The 20,061-nt window shown below is 43.1% G+C and carries 26 protein-coding genes; 3 read left to right on the top strand and 23 right to left on the bottom strand.

Going from position 1 to position 20,061, the window contains the following annotated elements; genetic code table 11:
- Positions 1–9: 9 nt before the first annotated feature.
- Both IGJ17_RS01445 and IGJ17_RS01440 read right to left on the bottom strand, forming a co-directional pair.
- Entirely contained in the window at positions 10–1,692 is a 1,683-nt protein-coding gene (locus tag IGJ17_RS01445) for a DAK2 domain-containing protein (RefSeq protein WP_422705462.1), read from the bottom strand.
- Positions 1,693–1,738: 46 nt separating this feature from the next.
- Positions 1,739–2,101 (bottom strand): Asp23/Gls24 family envelope stress response protein, encoded by a 363-nt coding sequence (locus IGJ17_RS01440; RefSeq protein ID WP_005227125.1) that lies wholly within the window; start codon positions 2,099–2,101, stop codon positions 1,739–1,741.
- A gap of 266 nt (positions 2,102–2,367) precedes the next feature.
- Between IGJ17_RS01440 and rpmB the strand changes: the two genes are divergently transcribed.
- Positions 2,368–2,556, top strand: coding sequence for a 50S ribosomal protein L28 (gene rpmB / locus IGJ17_RS01435; RefSeq protein WP_003128045.1), 189 nt, complete (start codon positions 2,368–2,370; stop codon positions 2,554–2,556).
- Between the two features lie 162 nt (positions 2,557–2,718).
- The gene (locus IGJ17_RS01430; RefSeq protein ID WP_429946969.1) at positions 2,719–5,367 is read left to right on the top strand and encodes a YfhO family protein; all 2,649 of its coding nucleotides are present in this window, start codon (positions 2,719–2,721) and stop codon (positions 5,365–5,367) included.
- Positions 5,368–5,575: 208 nt separating this feature from the next.
- On the opposite strand, the gene IGJ17_RS01425 is transcribed toward IGJ17_RS01430, so the two are convergent.
- A complete protein-coding gene (locus IGJ17_RS01425; RefSeq protein WP_034872077.1) occupies positions 5,576–6,562 on the bottom strand; it encodes an Rgg/GadR/MutR family transcriptional regulator in 987 nt (328 codons plus the stop codon).
- Between the two features lie 302 nt (positions 6,563–6,864).
- On the opposite strand from IGJ17_RS01425, the gene IGJ17_RS01420 reads away from it, so the two are divergent.
- On the top strand, positions 6,865–8,178 hold the full coding sequence (locus tag IGJ17_RS01420; RefSeq protein WP_429946968.1) for an MFS transporter: 1,314 nt from the start codon (positions 6,865–6,867) through the stop codon (positions 8,176–8,178).
- 57 nt (positions 8,179–8,235) lie between these two features.
- Here the strand turns inward: IGJ17_RS01420 and truA are convergent, their stop codons facing one another.
- The 20 genes from truA to rplE all read right to left on the bottom strand — a co-directional run bounded on the left by truA (position 8,236) and on the right by rplE (position 20,052).
- A complete protein-coding gene (truA, locus tag IGJ17_RS01415; RefSeq protein ID WP_244732896.1) occupies positions 8,236–8,982 on the bottom strand; it encodes a tRNA pseudouridine(38-40) synthase TruA in 747 nt (248 codons plus the stop codon).
- A gap of 156 nt (positions 8,983–9,138) precedes the next feature.
- Complete coding sequence (locus IGJ17_RS01410) at positions 9,139–9,936, bottom strand: energy-coupling factor transporter transmembrane component T family protein (protein WP_005227113.1); 798 nt, start codon at positions 9,934–9,936, stop codon at positions 9,139–9,141.
- Positions 9,926–10,792: an energy-coupling factor ABC transporter ATP-binding protein gene (locus tag IGJ17_RS01405; RefSeq protein WP_008376364.1), complete on the bottom strand. Its 867-nt coding sequence runs from the start codon at positions 10,790–10,792 to the stop codon at positions 9,926–9,928. Before IGJ17_RS01405 ends, IGJ17_RS01410 begins: the two co-directional genes overlap by 11 nt.
- A complete protein-coding gene (locus IGJ17_RS01400) occupies positions 10,768–11,604 on the bottom strand; it encodes an energy-coupling factor ABC transporter ATP-binding protein (RefSeq protein WP_005227109.1) in 837 nt (278 codons plus the stop codon). Before IGJ17_RS01400 ends, IGJ17_RS01405 begins: the two co-directional genes overlap by 25 nt.
- 271 nt (positions 11,605–11,875) lie before the next feature.
- Positions 11,876–12,256, bottom strand: coding sequence for a 50S ribosomal protein L17 (gene rplQ, locus IGJ17_RS01395; protein WP_003128038.1), 381 nt, complete (start codon positions 12,254–12,256; stop codon positions 11,876–11,878).
- Positions 12,257–12,326: 70 nt separating this feature from the next.
- On the bottom strand, positions 12,327–13,265 hold the full coding sequence (locus tag IGJ17_RS01390) for a DNA-directed RNA polymerase subunit alpha (protein ID WP_008376367.1): 939 nt from the start codon (positions 13,263–13,265) through the stop codon (positions 12,327–12,329).
- Between the two features lie 79 nt (positions 13,266–13,344).
- Positions 13,345–13,734 (bottom strand): 30S ribosomal protein S11, encoded by a 390-nt coding sequence (gene rpsK / locus IGJ17_RS01385; RefSeq protein ID WP_005227104.1) that lies wholly within the window; start codon positions 13,732–13,734, stop codon positions 13,345–13,347.
- A 27-nt stretch (positions 13,735–13,761) separates the two neighbouring features.
- A complete protein-coding gene (gene rpsM / locus IGJ17_RS01380; RefSeq protein ID WP_005227102.1) occupies positions 13,762–14,127 on the bottom strand; it encodes a 30S ribosomal protein S13 in 366 nt (121 codons plus the stop codon).
- Between the two features lie 17 nt (positions 14,128–14,144).
- Entirely contained in the window at positions 14,145–14,261 is a 117-nt protein-coding gene (gene rpmJ / locus IGJ17_RS01375) for a 50S ribosomal protein L36 (protein ID WP_002288710.1), read from the bottom strand.
- A gap of 32 nt (positions 14,262–14,293) precedes the next feature.
- On the bottom strand, positions 14,294–14,512 hold the full coding sequence (gene infA / locus IGJ17_RS01370; protein WP_002288695.1) for a translation initiation factor IF-1: 219 nt from the start codon (positions 14,510–14,512) through the stop codon (positions 14,294–14,296).
- Between the two features lie 188 nt (positions 14,513–14,700).
- The gene (locus IGJ17_RS01365; RefSeq protein ID WP_005227100.1) at positions 14,701–15,345 is read right to left on the bottom strand and encodes an adenylate kinase; all 645 of its coding nucleotides are present in this window, start codon (positions 15,343–15,345) and stop codon (positions 14,701–14,703) included.
- A gap of 60 nt (positions 15,346–15,405) precedes the next feature.
- The gene (gene secY / locus IGJ17_RS01360; RefSeq protein WP_005227099.1) at positions 15,406–16,701 is read right to left on the bottom strand and encodes a preprotein translocase subunit SecY; all 1,296 of its coding nucleotides are present in this window, start codon (positions 16,699–16,701) and stop codon (positions 15,406–15,408) included.
- Positions 16,701–17,141: a 50S ribosomal protein L15 gene (gene rplO / locus IGJ17_RS01355; RefSeq protein ID WP_003128016.1), complete on the bottom strand. Its 441-nt coding sequence runs from the start codon at positions 17,139–17,141 to the stop codon at positions 16,701–16,703. The genes secY and rplO overlap by 1 nt, the downstream gene beginning before the upstream one ends.
- A gap of 40 nt (positions 17,142–17,181) precedes the next feature.
- Positions 17,182–17,361, bottom strand: coding sequence for a 50S ribosomal protein L30 (gene rpmD / locus IGJ17_RS01350; RefSeq protein ID WP_003128015.1), 180 nt, complete (start codon positions 17,359–17,361; stop codon positions 17,182–17,184).
- Between the two features lie 13 nt (positions 17,362–17,374).
- Positions 17,375–17,875: a 30S ribosomal protein S5 gene (rpsE, locus tag IGJ17_RS01345; protein ID WP_003128014.1), complete on the bottom strand. Its 501-nt coding sequence runs from the start codon at positions 17,873–17,875 to the stop codon at positions 17,375–17,377.
- A 20-nt stretch (positions 17,876–17,895) separates the two neighbouring features.
- The gene (gene rplR, locus IGJ17_RS01340; RefSeq protein WP_005227097.1) at positions 17,896–18,252 is read right to left on the bottom strand and encodes a 50S ribosomal protein L18; all 357 of its coding nucleotides are present in this window, start codon (positions 18,250–18,252) and stop codon (positions 17,896–17,898) included.
- 57 nt (positions 18,253–18,309) lie between these two features.
- The gene (gene rplF / locus IGJ17_RS01335; RefSeq protein ID WP_005227095.1) at positions 18,310–18,846 is read right to left on the bottom strand and encodes a 50S ribosomal protein L6; all 537 of its coding nucleotides are present in this window, start codon (positions 18,844–18,846) and stop codon (positions 18,310–18,312) included.
- Positions 18,847–18,877: 31 nt separating this feature from the next.
- Positions 18,878–19,276, bottom strand: coding sequence for a 30S ribosomal protein S8 (rpsH, locus tag IGJ17_RS01330; protein WP_005227093.1), 399 nt, complete (start codon positions 19,274–19,276; stop codon positions 18,878–18,880).
- Positions 19,277–19,308: 32 nt separating this feature from the next.
- Positions 19,309–19,494, bottom strand: a complete 186-nt coding sequence (locus IGJ17_RS01325; protein WP_003128010.1) for a type Z 30S ribosomal protein S14 — start codon at positions 19,492–19,494, stop codon at positions 19,309–19,311.
- A gap of 18 nt (positions 19,495–19,512) precedes the next feature.
- A complete protein-coding gene (gene rplE, locus IGJ17_RS01320) occupies positions 19,513–20,052 on the bottom strand; it encodes a 50S ribosomal protein L5 (RefSeq protein ID WP_005227088.1) in 540 nt (179 codons plus the stop codon).
- Positions 20,053–20,061: the final 9 nt, after the last annotated feature.

Below are 20,061 nucleotides of genomic sequence, written 5' to 3'. Positions count from 1 at the left end.
CTAATTTGTTTATTCTGCTGAGAAAAGATATGGATAAACCGGCTGATCTCCTTGATGGATCTCTACTTCGATCTCAGGATGCAGTTCAACGATCGCATCTTCGATTTTCGCTGCTTCTTTGGCTTTGCCTTCTTCACCGATAATGATGGTGACGATCTCAGTATCTTCTGTGATCATTTTTTCTAAGGTAGTCATAGAAGCAGAGAAACGATCAGGAACAGAAACAACGATTTTGCCGTCCACCATTCCTAAGAAGTCGCCTTCTGTGATTTCGATGCCATCAATTGATGTATTACGGATCGCATGGGTCACTGAGCCACTGACAACACTTGCTAAGACATCAGTCATCGCTTGCTGGTTTTCAGCTAGTGTGGATTGCTCGTGGAAGGCTAGCATCGCCGTCATCCCTTGAGAGATCGTCCGTGTTTCAACAACCGCTACTGGAATCTCGGAAACTTCCGCTGCTTGCTGCGCAGCCATAAAGATATTTTTGTTGTTCGGTAATACGATCACTTGATCAGCATTGACTTCATTGATTGCCACCAAAATGTCTTCTGTACTTGGGTTCATCGTTTGGCCACCACTGATGACATAAGAAGCGCCTAGGCTAGTAAACAATTCTTTCAAGCCTTCGCCAGCCGCGATCGCGATGATCGCAAATGGTGTCCGCGGACGTTTTACTGGTGCAGTTTTTGCTTCTTGCTGATCGTGTTCCAAGATCGTTTCATGCTGAAGACGCATGTTATCGACTTTGATTTTCACCAACGAACCGAATTTTTGACCATAATTCATAACTTCGCCGGGATGTTCCGTATGGACATGGACTTTGATGATCTCATCGTCATTGACCACTAATAAGGAATCCCCTAACTCGTTTAAGTAATTACGGAATGTTTCATAATCAAATTCACTATCTACAGTCGGACCTTCACCGATCTTCACCATGATTTCTGTACAGTAACCAAAGGTGATGTCTTCTGTCGCTAAGTGCCCTTGAACGCTGCGATGATGTTCGGCATTGACCATTTCGTCCATAGCCGCTGGGGAAGGTTCGAAGATTTCATCGGCTGGGTATTCCCCAGTCAATGCATTTAAGAAGCCTTCATAGATAAACAACAATCCTTGACCGCCGCTATCTACCACGCCGACTTCTTTTAAGACGGGCAATAGATCAGGGGTTTTCGCCAATGAACGTTTTGCGCCGTGAACCACGGCTTTCATCACTTCGATACAATCATCGGTAGTTTGTGCTTTTTTCTCGCCATATTCAGCTGAGATGCGTGCCACAGTCAAGATGGTTCCTTCCACAGGTTTCATGACTGCTTTATAGGCGGTTTCTACTCCATGAGTAAAGGCTTGAGCCAATTCTGGTGCAGTGAGTGTTTCTGCGGTCGGGATAGCTTTAGAAAAACCGCGGAATAATTGAGACAAAATGACGCCGGAATTCCCACGTGCGCCCATCAATAGTCCTTTTGAAAGTGTAGCGGCAAGATCGCCGACGTTTTCTGAAGTCGCATCTGCGACAGCTTTTGCTCCACTGGTCATGGATAGATTCATGTTTGTCCCGGTGTCTCCATCTGGAACAGGAAACACATTCAATGAGTTGACAAACTCTGCATTAACTTGTAGACGAGCCGCGCCTGCCTGCACCATTTCTTGAAACTGACTTGCGCTGATATTCGTTACCTTCACTTAGATAGTCCTCCTTAAAATCATCCGCCATGAACGGATCCCTTGCCTAATCTGGCAGTACACGTACGCCTTGAACAAATACATTTACCGAGTTCGCAGATACACCTAGCATCGTTTCTAAGTTGTATTTCACTTTTTCCTGCACGTTGCGGGAAACTTCGGAAATTTTTGTTCCATAGCTAACAATCGTGTATACATCCACTGCAATGCCGTTTTCTTCTTGGCGGACAACGACACCGCGAGAATAATTTTCTTTTCGTAAAATTTCATTGATGTTATCTTTGATTTGTTTCTTGCTAGCCATACCAACAATGCCGAACACATCTGTTGCTGCGCCTCCGACCACTGTTGCAATGACTTCATTGCTGATTTCAATAATACCTGATGAGGTTTGAATTTTTACAGCCATTTTATAGCCTCCTTCAATGGGCATGACCCATCTTTCTTCTTACATATTTTATCATAGCTGTACCGCAAATAAAAGGATGAGACATATGAAAAGGGGCTTTCTGACCAAACGTCTTGCATTTCGACCTTGTTTAATTTACAATGTTTACCGGGAAAAGTCAATGTTTCTTGAAAATTACTCTTGCTTTTTTCACCTTTCTGTGATAAATTCAGATGGTATGAGCTGAAATAGCGCTCCAACATCAAGGCAAAGGAGGAAATAACCACATGGCTAAAGTTTGTTACTTTACTGGACGTAAAACTACAAGTGGAAACAATCGTTCTCACGCAATGAATGCGACAAAACGTACTGTGAAACCTAACTTGCAAAAAGTTCGCGTTATGATTGACGGAAAACCTAAAAAAGTTTGGGTGTCAACTCGTGCTTTGAAATCTGGAAAAGTTGAGCGCGTATAATTAGACCTTTTCGGCCGTTCGTTTTGAACGGCTTTTTTTGTATCCTTTTTTCTTTGGTGCGCTTTCACTTAGGTTTTCATTAAAGAAAACAGGTCTTTGTTTTTTTAATCGATTCACCTGTGGTAAACTAAGAAAAAATTGATAAAGAACAGGTGACTTCTTGTGACGAAAATAAAAACATTTGCCAAACAACATTGGCCTTATATGCTTGCTAGTTTCTTCTTGCCGTTTCTTATCATGGCAGTGATCTATTTGACCATCGGCATCTACCCTGGCAGCAGCCGCAGTGTCTTAGCCAGTGATGCCTTTTCGCAATTCTCAAACTTTCATGCCAGCTTTCGCAATATGCTCTTAGGCAAGCAAAGTATCTTTTATACATGGAACGCCTCTTTAGGCTTGAATTATCTGGCACTGATCTCCTATTACTTAGGCGGGATCTTCACTCCTCTGGTCTTGTTTTTCCCAAATCAGCTGATGCCAGATGCGTTGTACTTCTTGACCTTGATCAAGATCGGCAGTGCGGGCTTGGCGTTTTGGTTTTATGCCAGCCAAACCTTTAAGATCCAACGTTGGCAGCATGTGACCTTAGCCGTCTGTTATGCCTTGATGTCCTTCATCACCGCCCATTCGGAACTGATCATGTGGCTTGATGCCATGATCTATCTACCGCTAGTGATTTTAGGTATTGACCGTTTAGTGAAAAAGAAAAAACCAGTCGTGTTATTTATCAGTTATCTGCTGTTATTTTTATCCAGTTTTTACATGGGCTTTATGATCGGTCTCTTTTCCGTAATGTATTTCTTGGTTCAGTTGGGGCGCAACTGGAAGCAAGCTCGGGGGGCGATCATTCCTTACGGCATCACCTCCTTGTTAGCTGGCGGCGCCTCAATGGTGATCATCTTACCTGCCTTATTGGATTTGCGCTCAAACGGGGAAGAATTAACAACGATTTCTTCCTTTAAAACCGAAGCCACCGATGTCTTTGACCTCGTGATGAAAAACATGATCGGTGTTTACGATACGACAAAATACGGCTCCATCCCCTTCATCTATATCGGTTTATTGCCGCTGCTGTTGTGTATTTTATATTTTGTTTCGAAGAAAATCCGCTTGAAGGATAAATTCTTATACGCTGGCATGTTTGCTGTTTTGATCGCCAGTTTTTATATCGTGCCGATGAATCTTTTTTGGCACGGGATGCATGCCCCAAATATGTTCCTTTTCCGTTATGCCTATTTGTTCTCCTTCTTAGTGATAATGCTGGCGGGATACGGGTGGGAGCAGCTGCAGCAAAAAGATCGCGGATTGTTTCTCATTATTGGTCTTTCTACGATCGTGGTGTTTGCCCTCTCCTACGCATTGAAAGGACCTGGAACCTATGAATATGTTTCCGCTACTTCTTTTGCGCTAACGATCGTATTCTTTGTTCTTTACTTGTTATGTATTGGGTTCGGGCAATTAGGTCTTTTAACACAAAAACGAGTGACGATCTTGATGCTGATCTTCGTCTGCGGAGAAATGGCCGTCAATACGAGCGGCATGGTTCGCGGAATTTTGAATGATTGGAACTATGCTTCTCGCAGTTTGTATACAGAACCTTATCCGGACATCAAAAAACTAGTCACTCAAGCCAACGAAGACAATGATACCTTTTTCCGATTAGAAAACCTTGATCCTGTTTCTTCCAACGACAGTATCAATTATGGCTACAGCGGTGTCAGCATGTTTTCTTCGATCCGTAACCGCAATTCCTCAAGCTACCTGGATAAGCTGGGCTTTCGGTCCCGCGGCACCAATTTAAATATCCGCTATCCGAACAATACCTTGCTGATGGATGCTTTTACAGGGATCAAATACAATATCTCCAAGCCAAATCTCACCAAATACGGCTTTCAACGTGTGGGGGAATCTGGTGAATACAAGCTTTATGAGAATCAAAATGCGTTACCGCTAGGTTTCTTGGCTGAACCGACCATCGAATCGATTGAACAGCCGCAAAACGACAACTTGACGAGCCAGAAAAATCTTTTCAATGGCTTGGCCGATTTAAATTTAGAGTATTTTGCCTTTCAGCCGATCACGGTGATCCATAGTAAAAATACAGATATCACCAATGACGGCATGTATATGAAATTTACTGAGCAAGAAAGCAATGTCGCAAAAGAAGTGACTTGGCAAGTGGAGGTTCCGGCGAACTCGCAAGCGTACTTGAGTCTCTTCCCTGCCAACTTCGGAGAATTGGAAAGCTCATCTGCCACCGTGACAGTCAACGGTCAGCAGCGAGAAACGCAAATCAGTATCAACGGTCAATACTACGACTTAGGACATTATGAGACCGATACGACGGTTCAATTCACCGTCAGCTTCTACGGAACGCCTGAAATCTCATTCCAAAACCCGCAAGTCGTGACCTTGGATACCAACGCCTACCAACAAGCAATTGATGCGATCCAAGAACGAGGGGTCGCTATGACTGTCGGCAAACGCAGTGCCAAAGCCGACATCACGACTGAAAAAGAGCAGCAGCTTGTAACAACCATCCCTTATGACAAGGGCTGGACTGCTACGCTTGACGGCAAAGAAGTCCCAATCACGGCCTTTCAAGATGGCTTTATCAGTGTGACGATCCCAAGTGGCACCCATCACTTGGAACTCTCCTTCTTACCGCAAGGCTTTGTTATCGGTGTTTACTTGTTCTTTGGCTGCATCGCATTGTTTATCTTGTTTGCTTGGTTTTACCAGAAACAAGTAGCCAAAAAGCAAGTCTTGGACAACCAACGCCAACTCATGGATCAACCACCAGAAACCTAATCGAAAAAGAACCAACTCGTCTTTTTGAGGCGATCCCCTTAAGTTAGAGCAAAAGCTGACTTATGGGTGTCGCTCAATGATCGGTGAGTTTGGTTCTTTTTTGTGCTCAGGTTCCGCAGTTGTTCGCTCTAGTGGTCTTAGCATCCATTACCCGCTAGATCCCCTTCGATTCGGGGAGCAATGCCTAGCCCGTTAGCCCTTAGAGCGTTTAGCGAAACATAAGATAACTGTTGGGTTCTTCCGCATTTTTCTTGATGGAGTGCAACGATCGCTCCCATAATTTAACCATTTTGGTTTGTTTTAAGACGCGAAAGATCGAAAGCCCTTGATCGATTTTCAACAGTCCTTTTTCTTGATCGCCATAAATATACCAGTACCATCCTTGATAGCAAAGAAGATGCGTACTGTTTAGCATGTCTCCGCGATCTGCCAATAATTCCTCTGCAATGGTCAACACCTCTTTTGCCCACTCCAGGCGGCGAAAATTGACAAACGTCGTAAAACAACTAAAAATCAAATCCATTTGAATTTCTCGCATCAAGGACAAACCTTGTTCTTTTTTTGTGCGAGAGATAGCGATCTGCAGTAAGTGATAGGAGGTTTCGACAGGAAACAAGAATTGAAAATAACGAAACAGCAAAATCTCATAAACGCCCCAGTTGTCTACTTTCGTAAGGTAGGAAATGACGGGGCGGGTTTTGGTGCGTAGCTTTTCCATATAGTCGCCAGAAGAGTGATCGGGTTTAGGACCTGAGAGATTGATTTCATGTATCTCCTTTGTGATCTCAAGGTACAGAAAAACAAAAGAATGCTGTTTGGAAGCGGCGATCAGTTCGCTACGCATTTCCTCCAGCCCTTCTTTGCTTCTCTGGGCGTGGGCGTTACTCAAATAAGCTTCTTTGTTGATCCCTAAAATTCGATCCAGTAAATCCATAAATTCGCTCGTCATATAGCTGGGAAAGCTCATCAGGTTGTCGTGACCTTTTACGCCCTTTTGTTGCGCACGCAAATAATAAAACTCCTCCACTGTGACATGGATATTTTCTAATAAGCGTTCCAATCGATGAATACTGATACTTGAAGCACCTTGCTCAAATTTACTGATAAACGAGCGACTGTTTTGTTCATCCGCCACTTGAGCGATCGTATAGCCGCGCTCTTTGCGCAATTGTCGGTACAGTTTTCCTTCTTCCATAACCATCCTCCTCACAACGATCGGTCTACAAACACCAAACCAATCCCACTTCACGAATGAAGCTCCGCAATTAAATTTTCCTGTTCTAGATTCAAATTTAGATTCAAACCTATAAAATGTTGAGGAACAAAATCTGCGGCACCTTATTTACATGCCACTCTTTTAGCTGTTAACCACTCGTGACAGTAACCTCTGGTACGCTCCTGGTACATTTAAAATCCACTATAGTGGATTATTTTCTCTTCTTAGTATAAAGCATCCTATACTGATTTTACAACGTAGAACGTGAAAGGATGATTTCGATGAAAGAATATCAACAAAACAACGGCTATCGTGCCTTAGTCAACGCCGCCTTACTCAGCGGCATCGGCATGAGTTTATTTAATATCGTCTTTGTAGTTTATGCCAGTACTTTACCCTTTAATGCCCTTGCTGTTTCCTTAGCCTCCATGGCACTGCTGATCCCTGATCTCTTACGGATCCTGACCGGCTATCTAGCCGATCGTACCAAAAACAAAGTGCAATGGATGATCAGCAGTCGACTATTACAAGGAGTCCTTTTCGTGGCACTCGCTTTTTTGATCCAACTGCCGCCTAGTTTATGGTCTTTCTTCCTTTTGCTAGGCATCAACATTGTATCTGATTGTTTGGGCGCTTATTGTTCTGGGTTACAGCTGCCCTATGTTCGCCGTCTTGTGCCTGCTGATACCTTAGACAGTGCCATGGGCTTTCAAATGGCGTGTCAAACCACCGTTCAAATCGTCTTTCAAGGCATCGGTGCTTGGGGGATCATTTTACTGAATAATAACTTTGCGGCTTTTGGTTTGATCAATGCCGTGACGTTTTTCTTAGCCGCGATCGTGATCTTCCTGAACCGCTCGCTCTTCTATGCGGTGCCAGGGAAAATCAATCAAGCAGCAACACCACTCTTTCAGAATTTCTCGGATACTTTTAAATTATTGACTGGTACGGCTTTTCTTAAAAAGATGATCCTCTTTGCCTTACTGATCAATACCTTAGCTGCTAGTACGAGCGGTCTACTAAATCTCCAGCTGTTGGATGACCTTGCGCTTTGGTTTGCCACATATGGCAACACCGTTGCGATGGCAGGCATCGCTACTTCGATCGGTATGGTCGCTGGCGCCTTGTTTGCTACCGACTGGTTCAAGAATACCGGTCTGGTTCGCTTGATTGCGTATACCTCTTTCGTTTTATGTCTGTTGACCTTGAATTTTCTCTTCCTGCATAACCGTTGGCTCATGATTGCGCTGCTCTTTGCTGAAGGCTATCTGATTGGAAAAATCAATCCTCGCTTTTCGGCACATCTGATTCGTGAGATTGATGAAGAACATCTCGCCATCAGCAGCGGGATCTTTTCCACCATTGTAATGCTAGGGGGACCTGTCGGACAAATGGTCTTTTTAGGCATCGGCAATCGCTATCACGTTGCTTGGAGTTGGCTGCTTTACTTGCTTTTCGCATTTTTGGTAGCCATCGCCGCCTTAGTCGCTGCCGGTACCTTGGAAAAAACACCCACCACTACTGCGCCTAAAAACGCGACGGCAAGGACTGAAGATTGGCAAGAAACCACCTCTGTTTTGCCTGAGAAAAAATAAAAACACAAGCTTTCGCTTTCTCTTGTTGTGTAAGAGCAGCGAAGCTTGTGTTTTTCCTTATTCATAAGCAACATGAACCAAATACAATCCTTCTGGATGAGCCGTGGGACCTGCCGCATTTCGGTCTTTTTGCGCAATGATTGCAGGAATGCTGTCAGGTGCGATCCGTCCATTGCCGATTTTCAGCAATGTGCCCACCATGATCCGGATCATCTTGTACAAAAATCCATCGCCGCGAAAGGTAAAAATCAACTCATCTCCAGCGTCATTGACCGCCATGGACGCCTCATGGATCGTCCGCGTCTTGTCATCGACTGAACTGCCCGTCGCACAAAAACTGGTAAAGTCATGGGTGCCTAAAAAATCTGGCAACGCCCGTTGGATTTTTTCCAAATCTAGCGGATACGGATAATAACTTGCATAATGACGGCGGAAAGGACTGCGGGGCTTCCCAATGTCTACCCGAAACTGGTAGGTTTTTTCAATGACTAAGTAGCGGGCATGGAAGGTATCGTCAACGATCTCCACCGATTTTACCGCAACATCTTCTGGCGTTTGGGTATCTAAACCAAAGCGCATTTTTTCCAGTGGGCGCTTTTGAGGGAAATCGAAGTGGATCACTTGCCCTTGCGCATGGACACCCGCATCGGTGCGGCCAGAGCCATGAATCTGAATCAGCTGACCATTGTTCATCTTCGTTAATGTCTTTTCAATCTCTTCTTGAACCGTTCGTCCATTGGGTTGACGTTGAAATCCTTGAAAATTCGTGCCATCATAAGCGATCGTCGCTTTATAGCGGACCATTGAATCACCTGTTTCTTTCTATTTTTTTCAAAAAAAGGCCTATGAGAAAAGTCTGATCGGTCGACAGGTCTTTTCGAACCAGCCGCTGGGATTGCCAGCAGCCTCGATGCTTCGTTAAGAACCTTTCGTGGGTTGACTTCAATCATAGGTCTTCGTTTATCCTCTTAAGAACACTAATGCTACTGTAAAGAGCGCAAAAACGATGACAACCAATGTGTCCCGTTGATGCCAGTGCAAAATACGATACTTGGTACGCCCTTCGCCGCCTTGATAGCCTCTGGCTTCCATAGCGGTAGCTAGATCTTCCGCACGGTTAAAGCTGCTGACAAATAAAGGAATCAATAAAGGAACGATCGCCTTCATCTTCTGCAACAGTCCCCCTTCGCCGAAATCGACCCCACGGGCACGCTGGGCGTTCATGATTTTTTCTGTTTCATCCATCAAGGTTGGCACAAAGCGCAACGCAATCGACAGCATCAGTGAGATTTCATGGACAGGGAAACGGATCGCTTTTAAAGGACGCAAAATGTATTCGATCGCATCTGAAAGCTCTAATGGGGGCGTCGTTAACGTCAAGAGCGTCGACATGAAAATGATCAAAACAAAACGACAAAAAATAAAGATCCCGTTTTGGACACCAAATTCTGTGATATTAAAGATCCACCAAGACCAATAGACATCACCGCCGGTAGTAAACAAAATCTGTAACGCCACGGTAAACAAAATCAGCCAAATCAACGGTCGAACGCCTCGAATAAAGAAGCCAAAATCGATTTTTGAAAAGGAGATACAAAAGAGCGTAAAAGCACCCGCTAATAAATAGCTTTGCCAATTATTCGCCAAAAAGATAATCGCAATAAAATAAAAACTAGCAATCAATTTGACTCGTGGATCTAAACGGTGGATCAAGGAGTCTCCGGGAATAAAACGACCGAAAATCAGTTTATTCATCATGGGCAGTCGCCCCCTTTGCTACTAAAACATCTGCCAGTTCATCAGCCGTTAGCGGCAACTGCTCAAATGCCAATCCTCTGGCTTGTAGTTGCTCCGCAAATGCGGTTGCTGTCGGTACCCCCAACTGCTTTTCTTGCAGCCAAGCAGTGTCTTGAAACACAACGGACGGCGTGCCGGCTTTGACGAGACGTCCCTTTTCTAACACATAGACATAATCAGCATAGTTCGCCACATCATCCATCAAGTGGGTCACTAAAATGATCGTCATGTTCTTTTCCCGATGCAGGCGATCAAACATTTCCATCATCTCTTTGCGTCCTTGTGGATCTAAGCCAGCTGTCGGCTCATCTAAGACCAAAACTTCTGGTTCCATAGCTAAGACTCCAGCAATCGCTACACGGCGCATTTGGCCCCCTGAAAGGTCAAATGGTGAACGTTCCAGAAAACTTTCATCTAAACCTACCAATTGAATGTATTCTTGGGCTAAACCTTTGGCTTCTTCTTCGGAGATGCCAAAGTTTTTCGGTCCAAAAGCGATATCTCTCGCAACGGTTTCTTCAAATAATTGGGATTCAGGAAATTGAAAAACGATCCCGACTTTTTTACGTAACGGTTTTAGATTTTTGTTGTCTGACTCGGGTTTGATGACTCGCTCACCGATCGTGACCGTTCCAGTCGTTGGTTTTAATAATGCATTCAAGTGCTGCAGCAACGTAGATTTTCCGCTACCCGTATGACCGACTAAGGCGGTATAAGAGCCTTCTTTGATCTCTAAATCGATATCGAACAAAACCCGTTGTTCAAACGGAGAATGCGGTTGGTAGGTGAATCCTACTTGTTCAAAACGGATGTCCATAGCCAATCCACCATCCCTTCTTCAGTTAAGTACGCTTGTGGTACCGTGACGCCCCGCTGTTTTAGTGCCGCCTTTAATTTTTCAGGAAACGGCAGATCTAAGCCTAGCTCAATCAGTTCCGGACCTGCAGAAAAAATCTCTGCTGGTGTCCCTTCGCGGACGAGCTCTCCTTGACGCATCACCAGCACCCGATTGGCGTTAGCTGCTTCATCAATATCATGGGTGATCGATAGCACGGTCAAATTGTTTTTCTCTTTGATTTTTTTGATCGTTGCGATCACTTCTTCACGGCCTTCTGGATCTAGCATACTAGTGGCTTCATCAAGAATGATGATATCCGGGCGCAGTGCAACGACACCGGCAATGGCTACCCGCTGTTTTTGACCACCAGAAAGGCGCGCGGGTTCCCGGGTCGCAAACTCGCTCATCCGTACTTGTTCCAGAGCGTCTTTGACACGAACCAGCATTTCTTCTCGCGGGATTCCTTGATTTTCTAAACCGAAAGCCACATCATCTTCCACCGTCGAACCAACGAATTGATTGTCAGGGTTTTGAAAGACCATACCGACCATTTTTCGAATATTCCAGATATTTTCTTCATTCAAAGGCAATTCGCCGACAGAAACACTGCCTTCTTGTGGCAAGATCAAGCCATTGATGGTTTTTGCTAAAGTTGATTTTCCAGAGCCGTTATGGCCGATCAACGCCACCCATTCCCCTTTGTTGATGGAAAAGGATACGTTATTTAACGCGGCACGCTCTTCTTCGCTATAACGCACAGTAATAGCATTCAATTCAATGATTGGCTTCATGATAGACTCCTTCATTTGCGATTAATTCTTTCTAACACTACCAAAAAAGCGCACGTTTTTCAATGATTCGCGCACGATTTGTCTCCAGATCTTTTTTTCACTTGCCATCACCTGTCTTGACAGGTAATCGAAAGTAAAAAAAAAGCACTTTATGATGAGTGCGTACACCTCGAAATACATCGAGGTGTAGGCGCTGAGCTAGACTCGGAAAGTTTCTTCCAACATCATAACACTCTTAGTAAACATCTATAAAGTGATGATAAGTGTGATTTTAAACAAGTTCTAGGATAACCATTGGTGCAGCATCTCCGCGTCTTGGTTCTGTTTTCAAGATACGAGTATATCCACCTTGGCGATCTGTGTAACGAGGAGCGATATCATTGAATAATTTTTGTAATGCTGATTCAATAACTACTTCTTCGTTTTCTTCACGTACACTTGCAACTTCATTACGAACGAATGCTGCTGCTTGACGACGTGCATGCAAATCACCACGTTTACCTAAAGTGATCATTTTTTCTGCAGTTGAACGAACTTCTTTCGCACGAGCTTCAGTCGTAACGATACGTTCGTTAATGAATAAATCAGTTGTCAAATCACGCAACATCGCTTTACGTTGGCTAGATGTGCGTCCTAGTTTACGATAACTCACGTGGTTTCCCTCCTTCACTTTCGAATGTTGTATCGGTCAGACGAACCGAACTAACGTAATCGAAAACGGTTTAATCGTCTTTACGTAGTCCTAAACCTAAATCATGTAATTTCACTTTGACCTCTTCAAGAGATTTACGGCCTAAGTTTCTTACTTTGATCATTTCTGGTTCAGATTTGTTTGTCAATTCTTGTACAGTATTGATTCCTGCACGTTTTAGACAGTTGTATGAACGAACAGATAAGTCTAATTCTTCGATCGTCATTTCCAACATTTTTTCTTTTTGTGTTTCTTCTTTTTCAACCATGATTTCAGCGTTTTTCGCTTCATCAGTTAGGTTAACAAAGATGTCTAAATGTTCAGTCATGATTTTCGCAGACAAACTCATTGCTTCCAATGGTTCGATTGAGCCATCAGTCCATATTTCCATCGTTAATTTGTCGAAATCATCTCGACGACCGACACGTGTGTTTTCTACTTGATAGTTGACACGACGTACTGGTGTATAGATTGAATCGACTGGAAGAACGCCGATTGGCATGTCTTCTTTTTTGTTTTCGTCCGCTTGAACGTAGCCGCGGCCAGGTTTCACTGTTAAGCGAGCATGGAACGTAGCACCTTCAGAAACGGTACAGATATACATATCTTTGTTAAGGATTTCTACATCACTATCAACGATGATATCGCCAGCAGTTACTGTAGCAGGTCCTGAAATATCAATTTCAAGGGTCTTTTCTTCATCCCCGTACATTTTCAATGCAAGACCTTTAATATTCAAGATGATTTGAGCAACGTCTTCCCGAACACCCTTAACAGTTGAGAATTCGTGTAAAACTCCATCGATTTGAATATTGGTGATTGCCGCACCAGGTAAAGAAGATAATAAAATACGACGTAGGGAATTTCCTAGTGTAGTTCCGTAGCCTCTTTCAAGAGGTTCCACGATGAACTTGCCATAATCTTTGTCTTCATCAATCTTTGCGATTCTTGGTTTTTCGAATTCAATCATTCTTATCTATTACCCCTTTCAAAACGAAAAGTGTCTTGTTCAATGACGTATTTGTTACACTCAAAATGAGCAGCACTCATTAAACACGACGGCGTTTTGGAGGGCGGCATCCATTATGAGGGACTGGAGTCACGTCACGGATCGCACTCACTTCCAAACCTGCTGCTTGTAATGAACGAATTGCTGCTTCACGTCCAGAACCAGGTCCTTTAACTGTTACTTCAACAGTTCTTAATCCGTGTTCCATTGCTGCTTTGGTAGCTGTTTCTGCTGCCATTTGAGCGGCAAAAGGAGTAGATTTTTTGCTTCCTTTGAAACCTAATGAACCAGCTGATGACCATGCTAATGCATTACCATGAGTATCAGTGATCATTACGATTGTATTATTGAATGTTGAGTGAATATGTGCAATACCCGCTTCAATATTCTTTTTCACACGGCGTTTACGACTCACTTTTTTTGCTGCCATGAAGTTTTAACCTCCTTCACTTAGGAATTATTTTTTCTTGCCTGCGACTGTTTTAGACGGGCCTTTACGAGTACGTGCATTGTTTTTCGTGTTTTGTCCACGAACTGGCAATCCACGGCGATGACGGATCCCACGGTAAGAACCGATTTCCATCAATCGTTTGATGTTTAAGTTCACTTCACGACGAAGGTCACCTTCAACTTTTAATTTATCAACTTCTGCACGGATAGCATCTGTTTGTTCATTCGTTAAATCACGAACACGAACTTCTTCAGACACGCCAGCGTCAGCTAAAATTTGTTTTGCAGTCGTGTTACCAATACCATAGATATAAGTAAGTGAAACGACCACACGTTTATCACGAGGAATATCTACTCCTGCAATACGAGCCATATTTGTTACACCTCCGATTATCCTTGACGTTGTTTATGTTTTGGATTTGCTGGGCAAATCACCATAACGCGTCCTTTACGACGAATTACTTTACAATGTTCGCACATTGGTTTTACTGATGGTCTTACTTTCATGATAATACCTCCTGTGGTTTTACGGAGTACAATTATTTAAAGCGATAAGTAATGCGGCCACGGTTCAGATCATACGGGGATAATTCCACCGTTACTTTGTCTCCAGGTAAAATACGAATGTAGTGCATCCGGATCTTACCAGAAACGGTCGCTAGAACTTGGTGTCCGTTTTCCAATTCTACTTTAAACATTGCATTCGGCAAAGTTTCGACGACTGTACCTTCGACTTCAATCATATCTTCTTTTGCCACGCACAGTACCTCCTTGTACTTGTGATTTTCACACGATAAAATGGCGGAAACTCGGTTCCCACCTGATATTCTCAAACTATGCTCCTACTTAATAAAAAGTAGAAGTCGGACTGACATATTCTATCATATCCTGTCAAAGATTTCAAGAGAAAGTTTTAAGCTGCAAGTTGGACTCGGGCAATCTATGATTAGTCAATGATCTTTTGAACATCTTCGAATACAGCGTCGATGTCGCGATCCCCATCAATCGATTGCAATAACCCTTTGTCTTTGTAATAAGTCAAAATTGGTTCACTGCTTTTGATATTGACAGCTAGACGATTTTTGACCGTCTCAGGCTTATCATCTTCACGCTGGTAGAAGTCATGACTTCCACAACGATCACATGTTCCTTCCTCTTTGGGAGGATTGAACAATTTATGATAAGTTGCCCCACAATTGCGGCACATGAAGCGGCCGGCTAAACGTTCTACAAGAACTTCTTCAGGAACATGAATATCAATAACGGCATCAAGTTTTTTGTTAAGGTCAGCTAGCATCTCATCTAACGCTTTTGCTTGATCCAAAGTACGAGGAAAACCATCTAATAAGAAACCTTTCTCGGTATCAGGTTCAGCTAAACGTTCTTTAACGATCCCATTTGTAACCTCATCAGGAACTAATGCGCCTTGATCCATGTATGATTTTGCTTTAAGGCCTAGTTCTGTTTCGTTCGCCATCGCAGCCCGAAACATATCGCCTGTTGAAATATGAGGAAGACCGTATTCAGCAACGATACGTTCTGCCTGAGTACCTTTTCCAGCACCAGGTAATCCCATTAAAATGAAGTTCATTCTAATTCCTCCTGTAAGTTTTTGAATAGTGTTGAGGAAATCCTCAACACTTCAATAACTTTAATTGATGAAACCAGTATATTTCCGTTTCAGCATAAGCCCTTCTAACTGCTTGGCAGTATCAAGTGCCACACCGATAATGATCAATAGACTCGTTCCACCTAGACCGATCGATTGCGGTAGATTCCAAGCCATCTGAGCGATGATTGGAAGTAAAGCAACCAATCCTAAAAAGATCGATCCAACCGTGCTTAATCGCATCAACAAACGCGATACATATTCTTCGGTTCCTTTACCAGGACGCACACTCGGAATGTAACTTCCTTGTTTTTGCAAGTTTTCCGCTAATTTCTCAGGGTTCACTTGAACAAATGCGTAGAAGAAGGTAAACGCAACGATCAAGACAGTATAGATGATCGCACCCGGTACAGTGTTGTAACTAAAGATCGTTTGCACCACTTCGTACCAAGTTTCGCCTCTATATGAACTACCTAATGCTTGAATGATCGCATTTGGTGTTGTAATAAAAGAACTGGCAAAGATAACTGGGATTACCCCGGCAGCATTTACTTTCAAAGGAAGGTAACTGCTGGTAGGCGCTCCTGCTACCCGTTTTGTATATTGGATCGGAATCTTGCGTTCTGCCTGTTGAACATACGTTACTAAAGTAATGACGATCAACACAGCGATCACAAGCAGCGCCATAAAGATAGCATTTAGCCAGATATCCGATTGATCCACGTTAATGAAGTAATCTTCAATCAATTCTTTGATGCTTGCTGGTAAGCGTGAAATGATCCCCGCAAAGATGATCATTGACACACCGTTTCCGATACCCCGCTCGGTGATCTGCTCTCCTAACCAAGTGACTAACATCGTTCCGGCTGTTAAAATCAGTCCAATCACGATATAGGTTGCCATATTAGGATTGTTTACAAACCCGAGTTGAGTGTAATAGTTAAATCCAGCCGTTAATGTCATGGATTGGACAAAGCCTAATACCAACGTCAAGTAACGTGTTGCCTGATTTAATTTCTTACGACCCACTTCACCTTGTTTCGACCATTCAACAAATTTAGGGACGATATCCATCTGCAACAACTGAATGACAATTGAGGCAGTGATGTAAGGCGAAACCCCCATCGAGAAAATCGAAAATTGTTGCATGGCGCCACCACTTACCAAGTTTAACATGTTTAAAAATGGTAGATCCGCGATGGTATTTAGGCGACTTGCGTCTACGCCTGGCACAGTAATATGTGTTCCCAGACGAAAGACAAACAAGATTAAGACGGTGAACAATATTCTGGATCTAATATCCTTAACCTTAAAGGCATCCTTCAATAGTCTGATCATTAGATCACCTCGATTGATCCACCAGCAGCAACGATTGCTTCTTCAGCTGCTTTTGAGAATTTAGCTGCTTTCACAGTCAATTTCTTCGTTAATTCTCCGTTAGCTAATACTTTGATTCCAGCTTTTTCGTCTTTGACGATTCCAGCTTCGTGTAAAGCAACAGGTGTTACTTCAGCACCGTCTTCAAAGCGGTTCAAGACATCAAGATTGATGACTGCATATTCTTTGCGGTTCACATTTGTAAAGCCACGTTTTGGTAAACGACGGAACAATGGTGTTTGTCCACCTTCGAATCCTAGACGTACTCCGCCGCCTGAACGAGCTTTTTGACCTTTTTGTCCACGTCCAGCTGTTTTACCGTTACCAGATGAAGTTCCTCGTCCGACACGGTTACGTACTTGGCGTGAGCCTTCTGATGGTTTTAATTCATGAAGTTTCATAGGTTTGGCACCTCCTTAATCAAACTAGATCTGCTGATCCTTAGACCTCTTCAACGTCCACTAAGTGAGAAACAGTGTTAACCATGCCTTTGATTGCATCATTAGCAGGTTTTACAACTGTTGAATTCAACTTTGTAAGACCTAACGCTTTTACAGTATCACGTTGGTTTTGGGGACGTCCGATAATACTGCGTTTTAAAGTAATTTTCAATTCAGCCATTATAGTGTCCTCCTTAACCGATTAATTCTTCTACTGATTTGCCGCGAAGTGCTGCCACTTCTTCAGCGCGTTTTAATTGTTTTAAACCTTCAACTGTTGCGCGAACAACGTTGATTGGTGTGTTAGAACCTAAAGATTTAGATGTGATATCAGCTACCCCAGCTAATTCCAATACGGCACGAACTGGTCCACCAGCAGCTACCCCAGAACCTTCTACAGCAGGTTTCATAAGGATGCGTCCGCCGCCGAATACACCGATAACTTCGTGAGGGATTGTAGAACCAACCATTGGTACTTCCACCAAGTTTTTCTTCGCGTCTTCGATTGCTTTACGGATTGCTTCTGGTACTTCTTGCGCTTTACCAGTACCGAAACCTACGTGTCCGTTTTTGTCACCGACAACAACTAATGCAGCAAAACGTAGACGACGTCCACCTTTAACAACTTTAGTTACACGGTTGATCGCAACAACGCGGTCTTCTAATTCCAAATGTTTTGGATCAATATAAACCATGAATGGTGTTCCTCCTTCTCTTAAAATTCCAGTCCATTTTCGCGAGCTGCTTCAGCTAAAGCTGCTACACGGCCATGGTAAAGGTATCCACCACGGTCAAAGACTACTACTTTAATACCTTTTGCTGCTGCACGTTCTGCGACTAATTTACCGACAGCTTGTGCTTGTTCAGTTTTTGTTGCACCTGAAACTTCTTTGTCTAAGGCAGAGGCACTTGCTAGCGTCACACCCGCTACGTCATCAATTACTTGTGCGTAGATGTTTTTGTTCGAACGGAACACGTTTAAGCGTGGGCACTCAGCAGTACCAGAGATTTTGTTACGTACACGACGATGTCTTTTCTGACGTGTCTTGTTTTTATCTGGTTTTGTAATCACAATTTGTCACCTCTTTTAATTTTGCTAGCCTAAGCTGCTAGTCGTAAAGAATTACGACTATTTACCAGTTTTACCTTCTTTACGGCGTACAAATTCGCCAACATAACGAATTCCTTTGCCTTTGTAAGGTTCTGGAGGACGAACGCCACGGATATTGGCAGCCAATTCGCCAACGACTTCTTTATCTGATCCTTTAACGATCACAGAAGTGTTTGAAGGAACTTCGATTTCGATTCCAGCTGGCGCTTCGATTTCAACTGGATGAGAGTAACCAACGTTCAATACAAGTTTTTTTCCTTGTAATTGAGCACGGTACCCAACCCCGATTAATTCTAACGCTTTTTGGAAACCTTCAGAAACACCAACAACCATGTTGTTGAAGTTTGCACGGGTAGTTCCGTGGATAGTTTTCATTTCTTTACTATCATTTGGACGAGTGAATGTTACTTCGTTTCCTTCGATATTCATTGTGATATCAGAAGAGAAAGTACGTGTTAATTCACCTTTAGGTCCTTTAACTGTAATGTCGTTTCCGTTTTGCTTGATTTCAACACCAGCAGGAAGAACGACGATCTTATTACCGATACGACTCACTTAGAGGCACCTCCTTGTGGAATATTTTAAATTACCATACATAAGCGACTACTTCGCCGCCAACATTTTTTGCTCTAGCTTCTTTGTCAGTGATTACACCGTCAGAAGTTGAGATAATCGCGATTCCTAGACCATTCAATACTTTTGGTACTTCGTCAGCTTTGACATAAGCACGCAAGCCTGGTTTAGAGATACGTTTTAAGTTTGTGATAACACGTTCACCGTTTTTACCGTATTTAAGAAATACGCGGATCACGCCTTGTTTGTCATCTTCAATGTATTCAACATCGCGGACGAAACCTTCACGTTTCAAGATTTCAGCGATATCACGTTTGATTTTTGAAGCAGGTACTTCTAGGCTTTCGTGTTTAACCATGTTTGCGTTACGCACGCGCGTTAGAAAATCTGCAATTGGATCTGTCATGACCATGGGATAATTTACCTCCTTTATGCGAGTATAGTTTACCAGCTAGCTTTCTTCACGCCGGGAATTTGTCCTTTATAGGCAAGTTCGCGGAAGCAAATACGGCAAAGATGAAATTTACGATAAACTGAATGTGGACGTCCGCAACGTTCACAACGAGTATATTCTTGCGTTGAGAATTTAGCAGGGCGTTTGTTTTTAGCAATCATTGATTTTTTAGCCACGTAGTTCGCCTCCTTTTTTTATTTTTGGAATGGCATGCCTAATTGTGTCAACAATTCACGAGATTCTTCATCTGTGTTTGCTGTTGTTACAATCACGATATCCATACCACGTACTTTGTCGATCAAATCATAATCTACTTCAGGGAAAATCAATTGTTCTTTGATACCTAAAGTGTAGTTTCCGCGTCCGTCGAACGCTTTTTTGCTCACACCGTGGAAGTCACGGACACGTGGCAATGACACACTTACTAGTTTATCTAAGAATTCATACATTCTTTCGCCGCGTAGAGTTACTTTCGCACCGATTGGCATTCCTTCACGTAAACGGAATCCTGCGATAGATTTTTTCGCTTTTGTGATCAATGGTTTTTGACCTGAGATCAATTGTAATTCTTCAACAGCTTTGTCTAAGTTTTTAGCATTAGAAACAGCGTCACCGACACCCATGTTGATAACGATTTTATCAACTTTTGGTGCTTCCATGATTGAGCTGTAGTTAAATTTGTCCATTAATGATGGGACAACTTCTTTTGAATATTTTTCTTTAAGGCGGTTCATCTGTTAGCC

Source organism: Enterococcus sp. DIV1096b, from assembly GCF_050498765.1.
In the GTDB taxonomy this organism is placed as follows: domain Bacteria; phylum Bacillota; class Bacilli; order Lactobacillales; family Enterococcaceae; genus Enterococcus_D; species Enterococcus_D entomosocium.
Note: the sequence above shows the minus strand (reverse complement) of the source record. Positions and strands in the feature narration are given on the sequence as shown.

Coding starts and splice junctions, on each gene's coding strand:
- rpmB (WP_003128045.1), top strand. CDS start 2,368: ATGGCTAAAGTTTGTTACTTTACTGGACGTAAAACTACAAGTGGAAAC.
- rpmD (WP_003128015.1), bottom strand. CDS start 17,361: ATGGCTGAATTGAAAATTACTTTAAAACGCAGTATTATCGGACGTCCC.
- rpsM (WP_005227102.1), bottom strand. CDS start 14,127: ATGGCTCGTATTGCAGGAGTAGATATTCCTCGTGATAAACGTGTGGTC.
- secY (WP_005227099.1), bottom strand. CDS start 16,701: ATGATCAGACTATTGAAGGATGCCTTTAAGGTTAAGGATATTAGATCC.
- IGJ17_RS01425 (WP_034872077.1), bottom strand. CDS start 6,562: ATGGAAGAAGGAAAACTGTACCGACAATTGCGCAAAGAGCGCGGCTAT.
- rpsK (WP_005227104.1), bottom strand. CDS start 13,734: ATGGCAGCAAAAAAAGTGAGTCGTAAACGCCGTGTGAAAAAGAATATT.
- IGJ17_RS01365 (WP_005227100.1), bottom strand. CDS start 15,345: ATGAACTTCATTTTAATGGGATTACCTGGTGCTGGAAAAGGTACTCAG.
- IGJ17_RS01410 (WP_005227113.1), bottom strand. CDS start 9,936: ATGATGAATAAACTGATTTTCGGTCGTTTTATTCCCGGAGACTCCTTG.
- truA (WP_244732896.1), bottom strand. CDS start 8,982: ATGGTCCGCTATAAAGCGACGATCGCTTATGATGGCACGAATTTTCAA.
- rpsH (WP_005227093.1), bottom strand. CDS start 19,276: ATGGTCATGACAGATCCAATTGCAGATTTTCTAACGCGCGTGCGTAAC.
- IGJ17_RS01400 (WP_005227109.1), bottom strand. CDS start 11,604: ATGAAGCCAATCATTGAATTGAATGCTATTACTGTGCGTTATAGCGAA.
- rpmJ (WP_002288710.1), bottom strand. CDS start 14,261: ATGAAAGTAAGACCATCAGTAAAACCAATGTGCGAACATTGTAAAGTA.
- rplO (WP_003128016.1), bottom strand. CDS start 17,141: ATGAAACTTCATGAATTAAAACCATCAGAAGGCTCACGCCAAGTACGT.
- IGJ17_RS01420 (WP_429946968.1), top strand. CDS start 6,865: ATGAAAGAATATCAACAAAACAACGGCTATCGTGCCTTAGTCAACGCC.
- rpsE (WP_003128014.1), bottom strand. CDS start 17,875: ATGGTTTATATTGATCCAAAACATTTGGAATTAGAAGACCGCGTTGTT.
- IGJ17_RS01440 (WP_005227125.1), bottom strand. CDS start 2,101: ATGGCTGTAAAAATTCAAACCTCATCAGGTATTATTGAAATCAGCAAT.
- rplE (WP_005227088.1), bottom strand. CDS start 20,052: ATGAACCGCCTTAAAGAAAAATATTCAAAAGAAGTTGTCCCATCATTA.
- IGJ17_RS01390 (WP_008376367.1), bottom strand. CDS start 13,265: ATGATTGAATTCGAAAAACCAAGAATCGCAAAGATTGATGAAGACAAA.
- IGJ17_RS01405 (WP_008376364.1), bottom strand. CDS start 10,792: ATGGACATCCGTTTTGAACAAGTAGGATTCACCTACCAACCGCATTCT.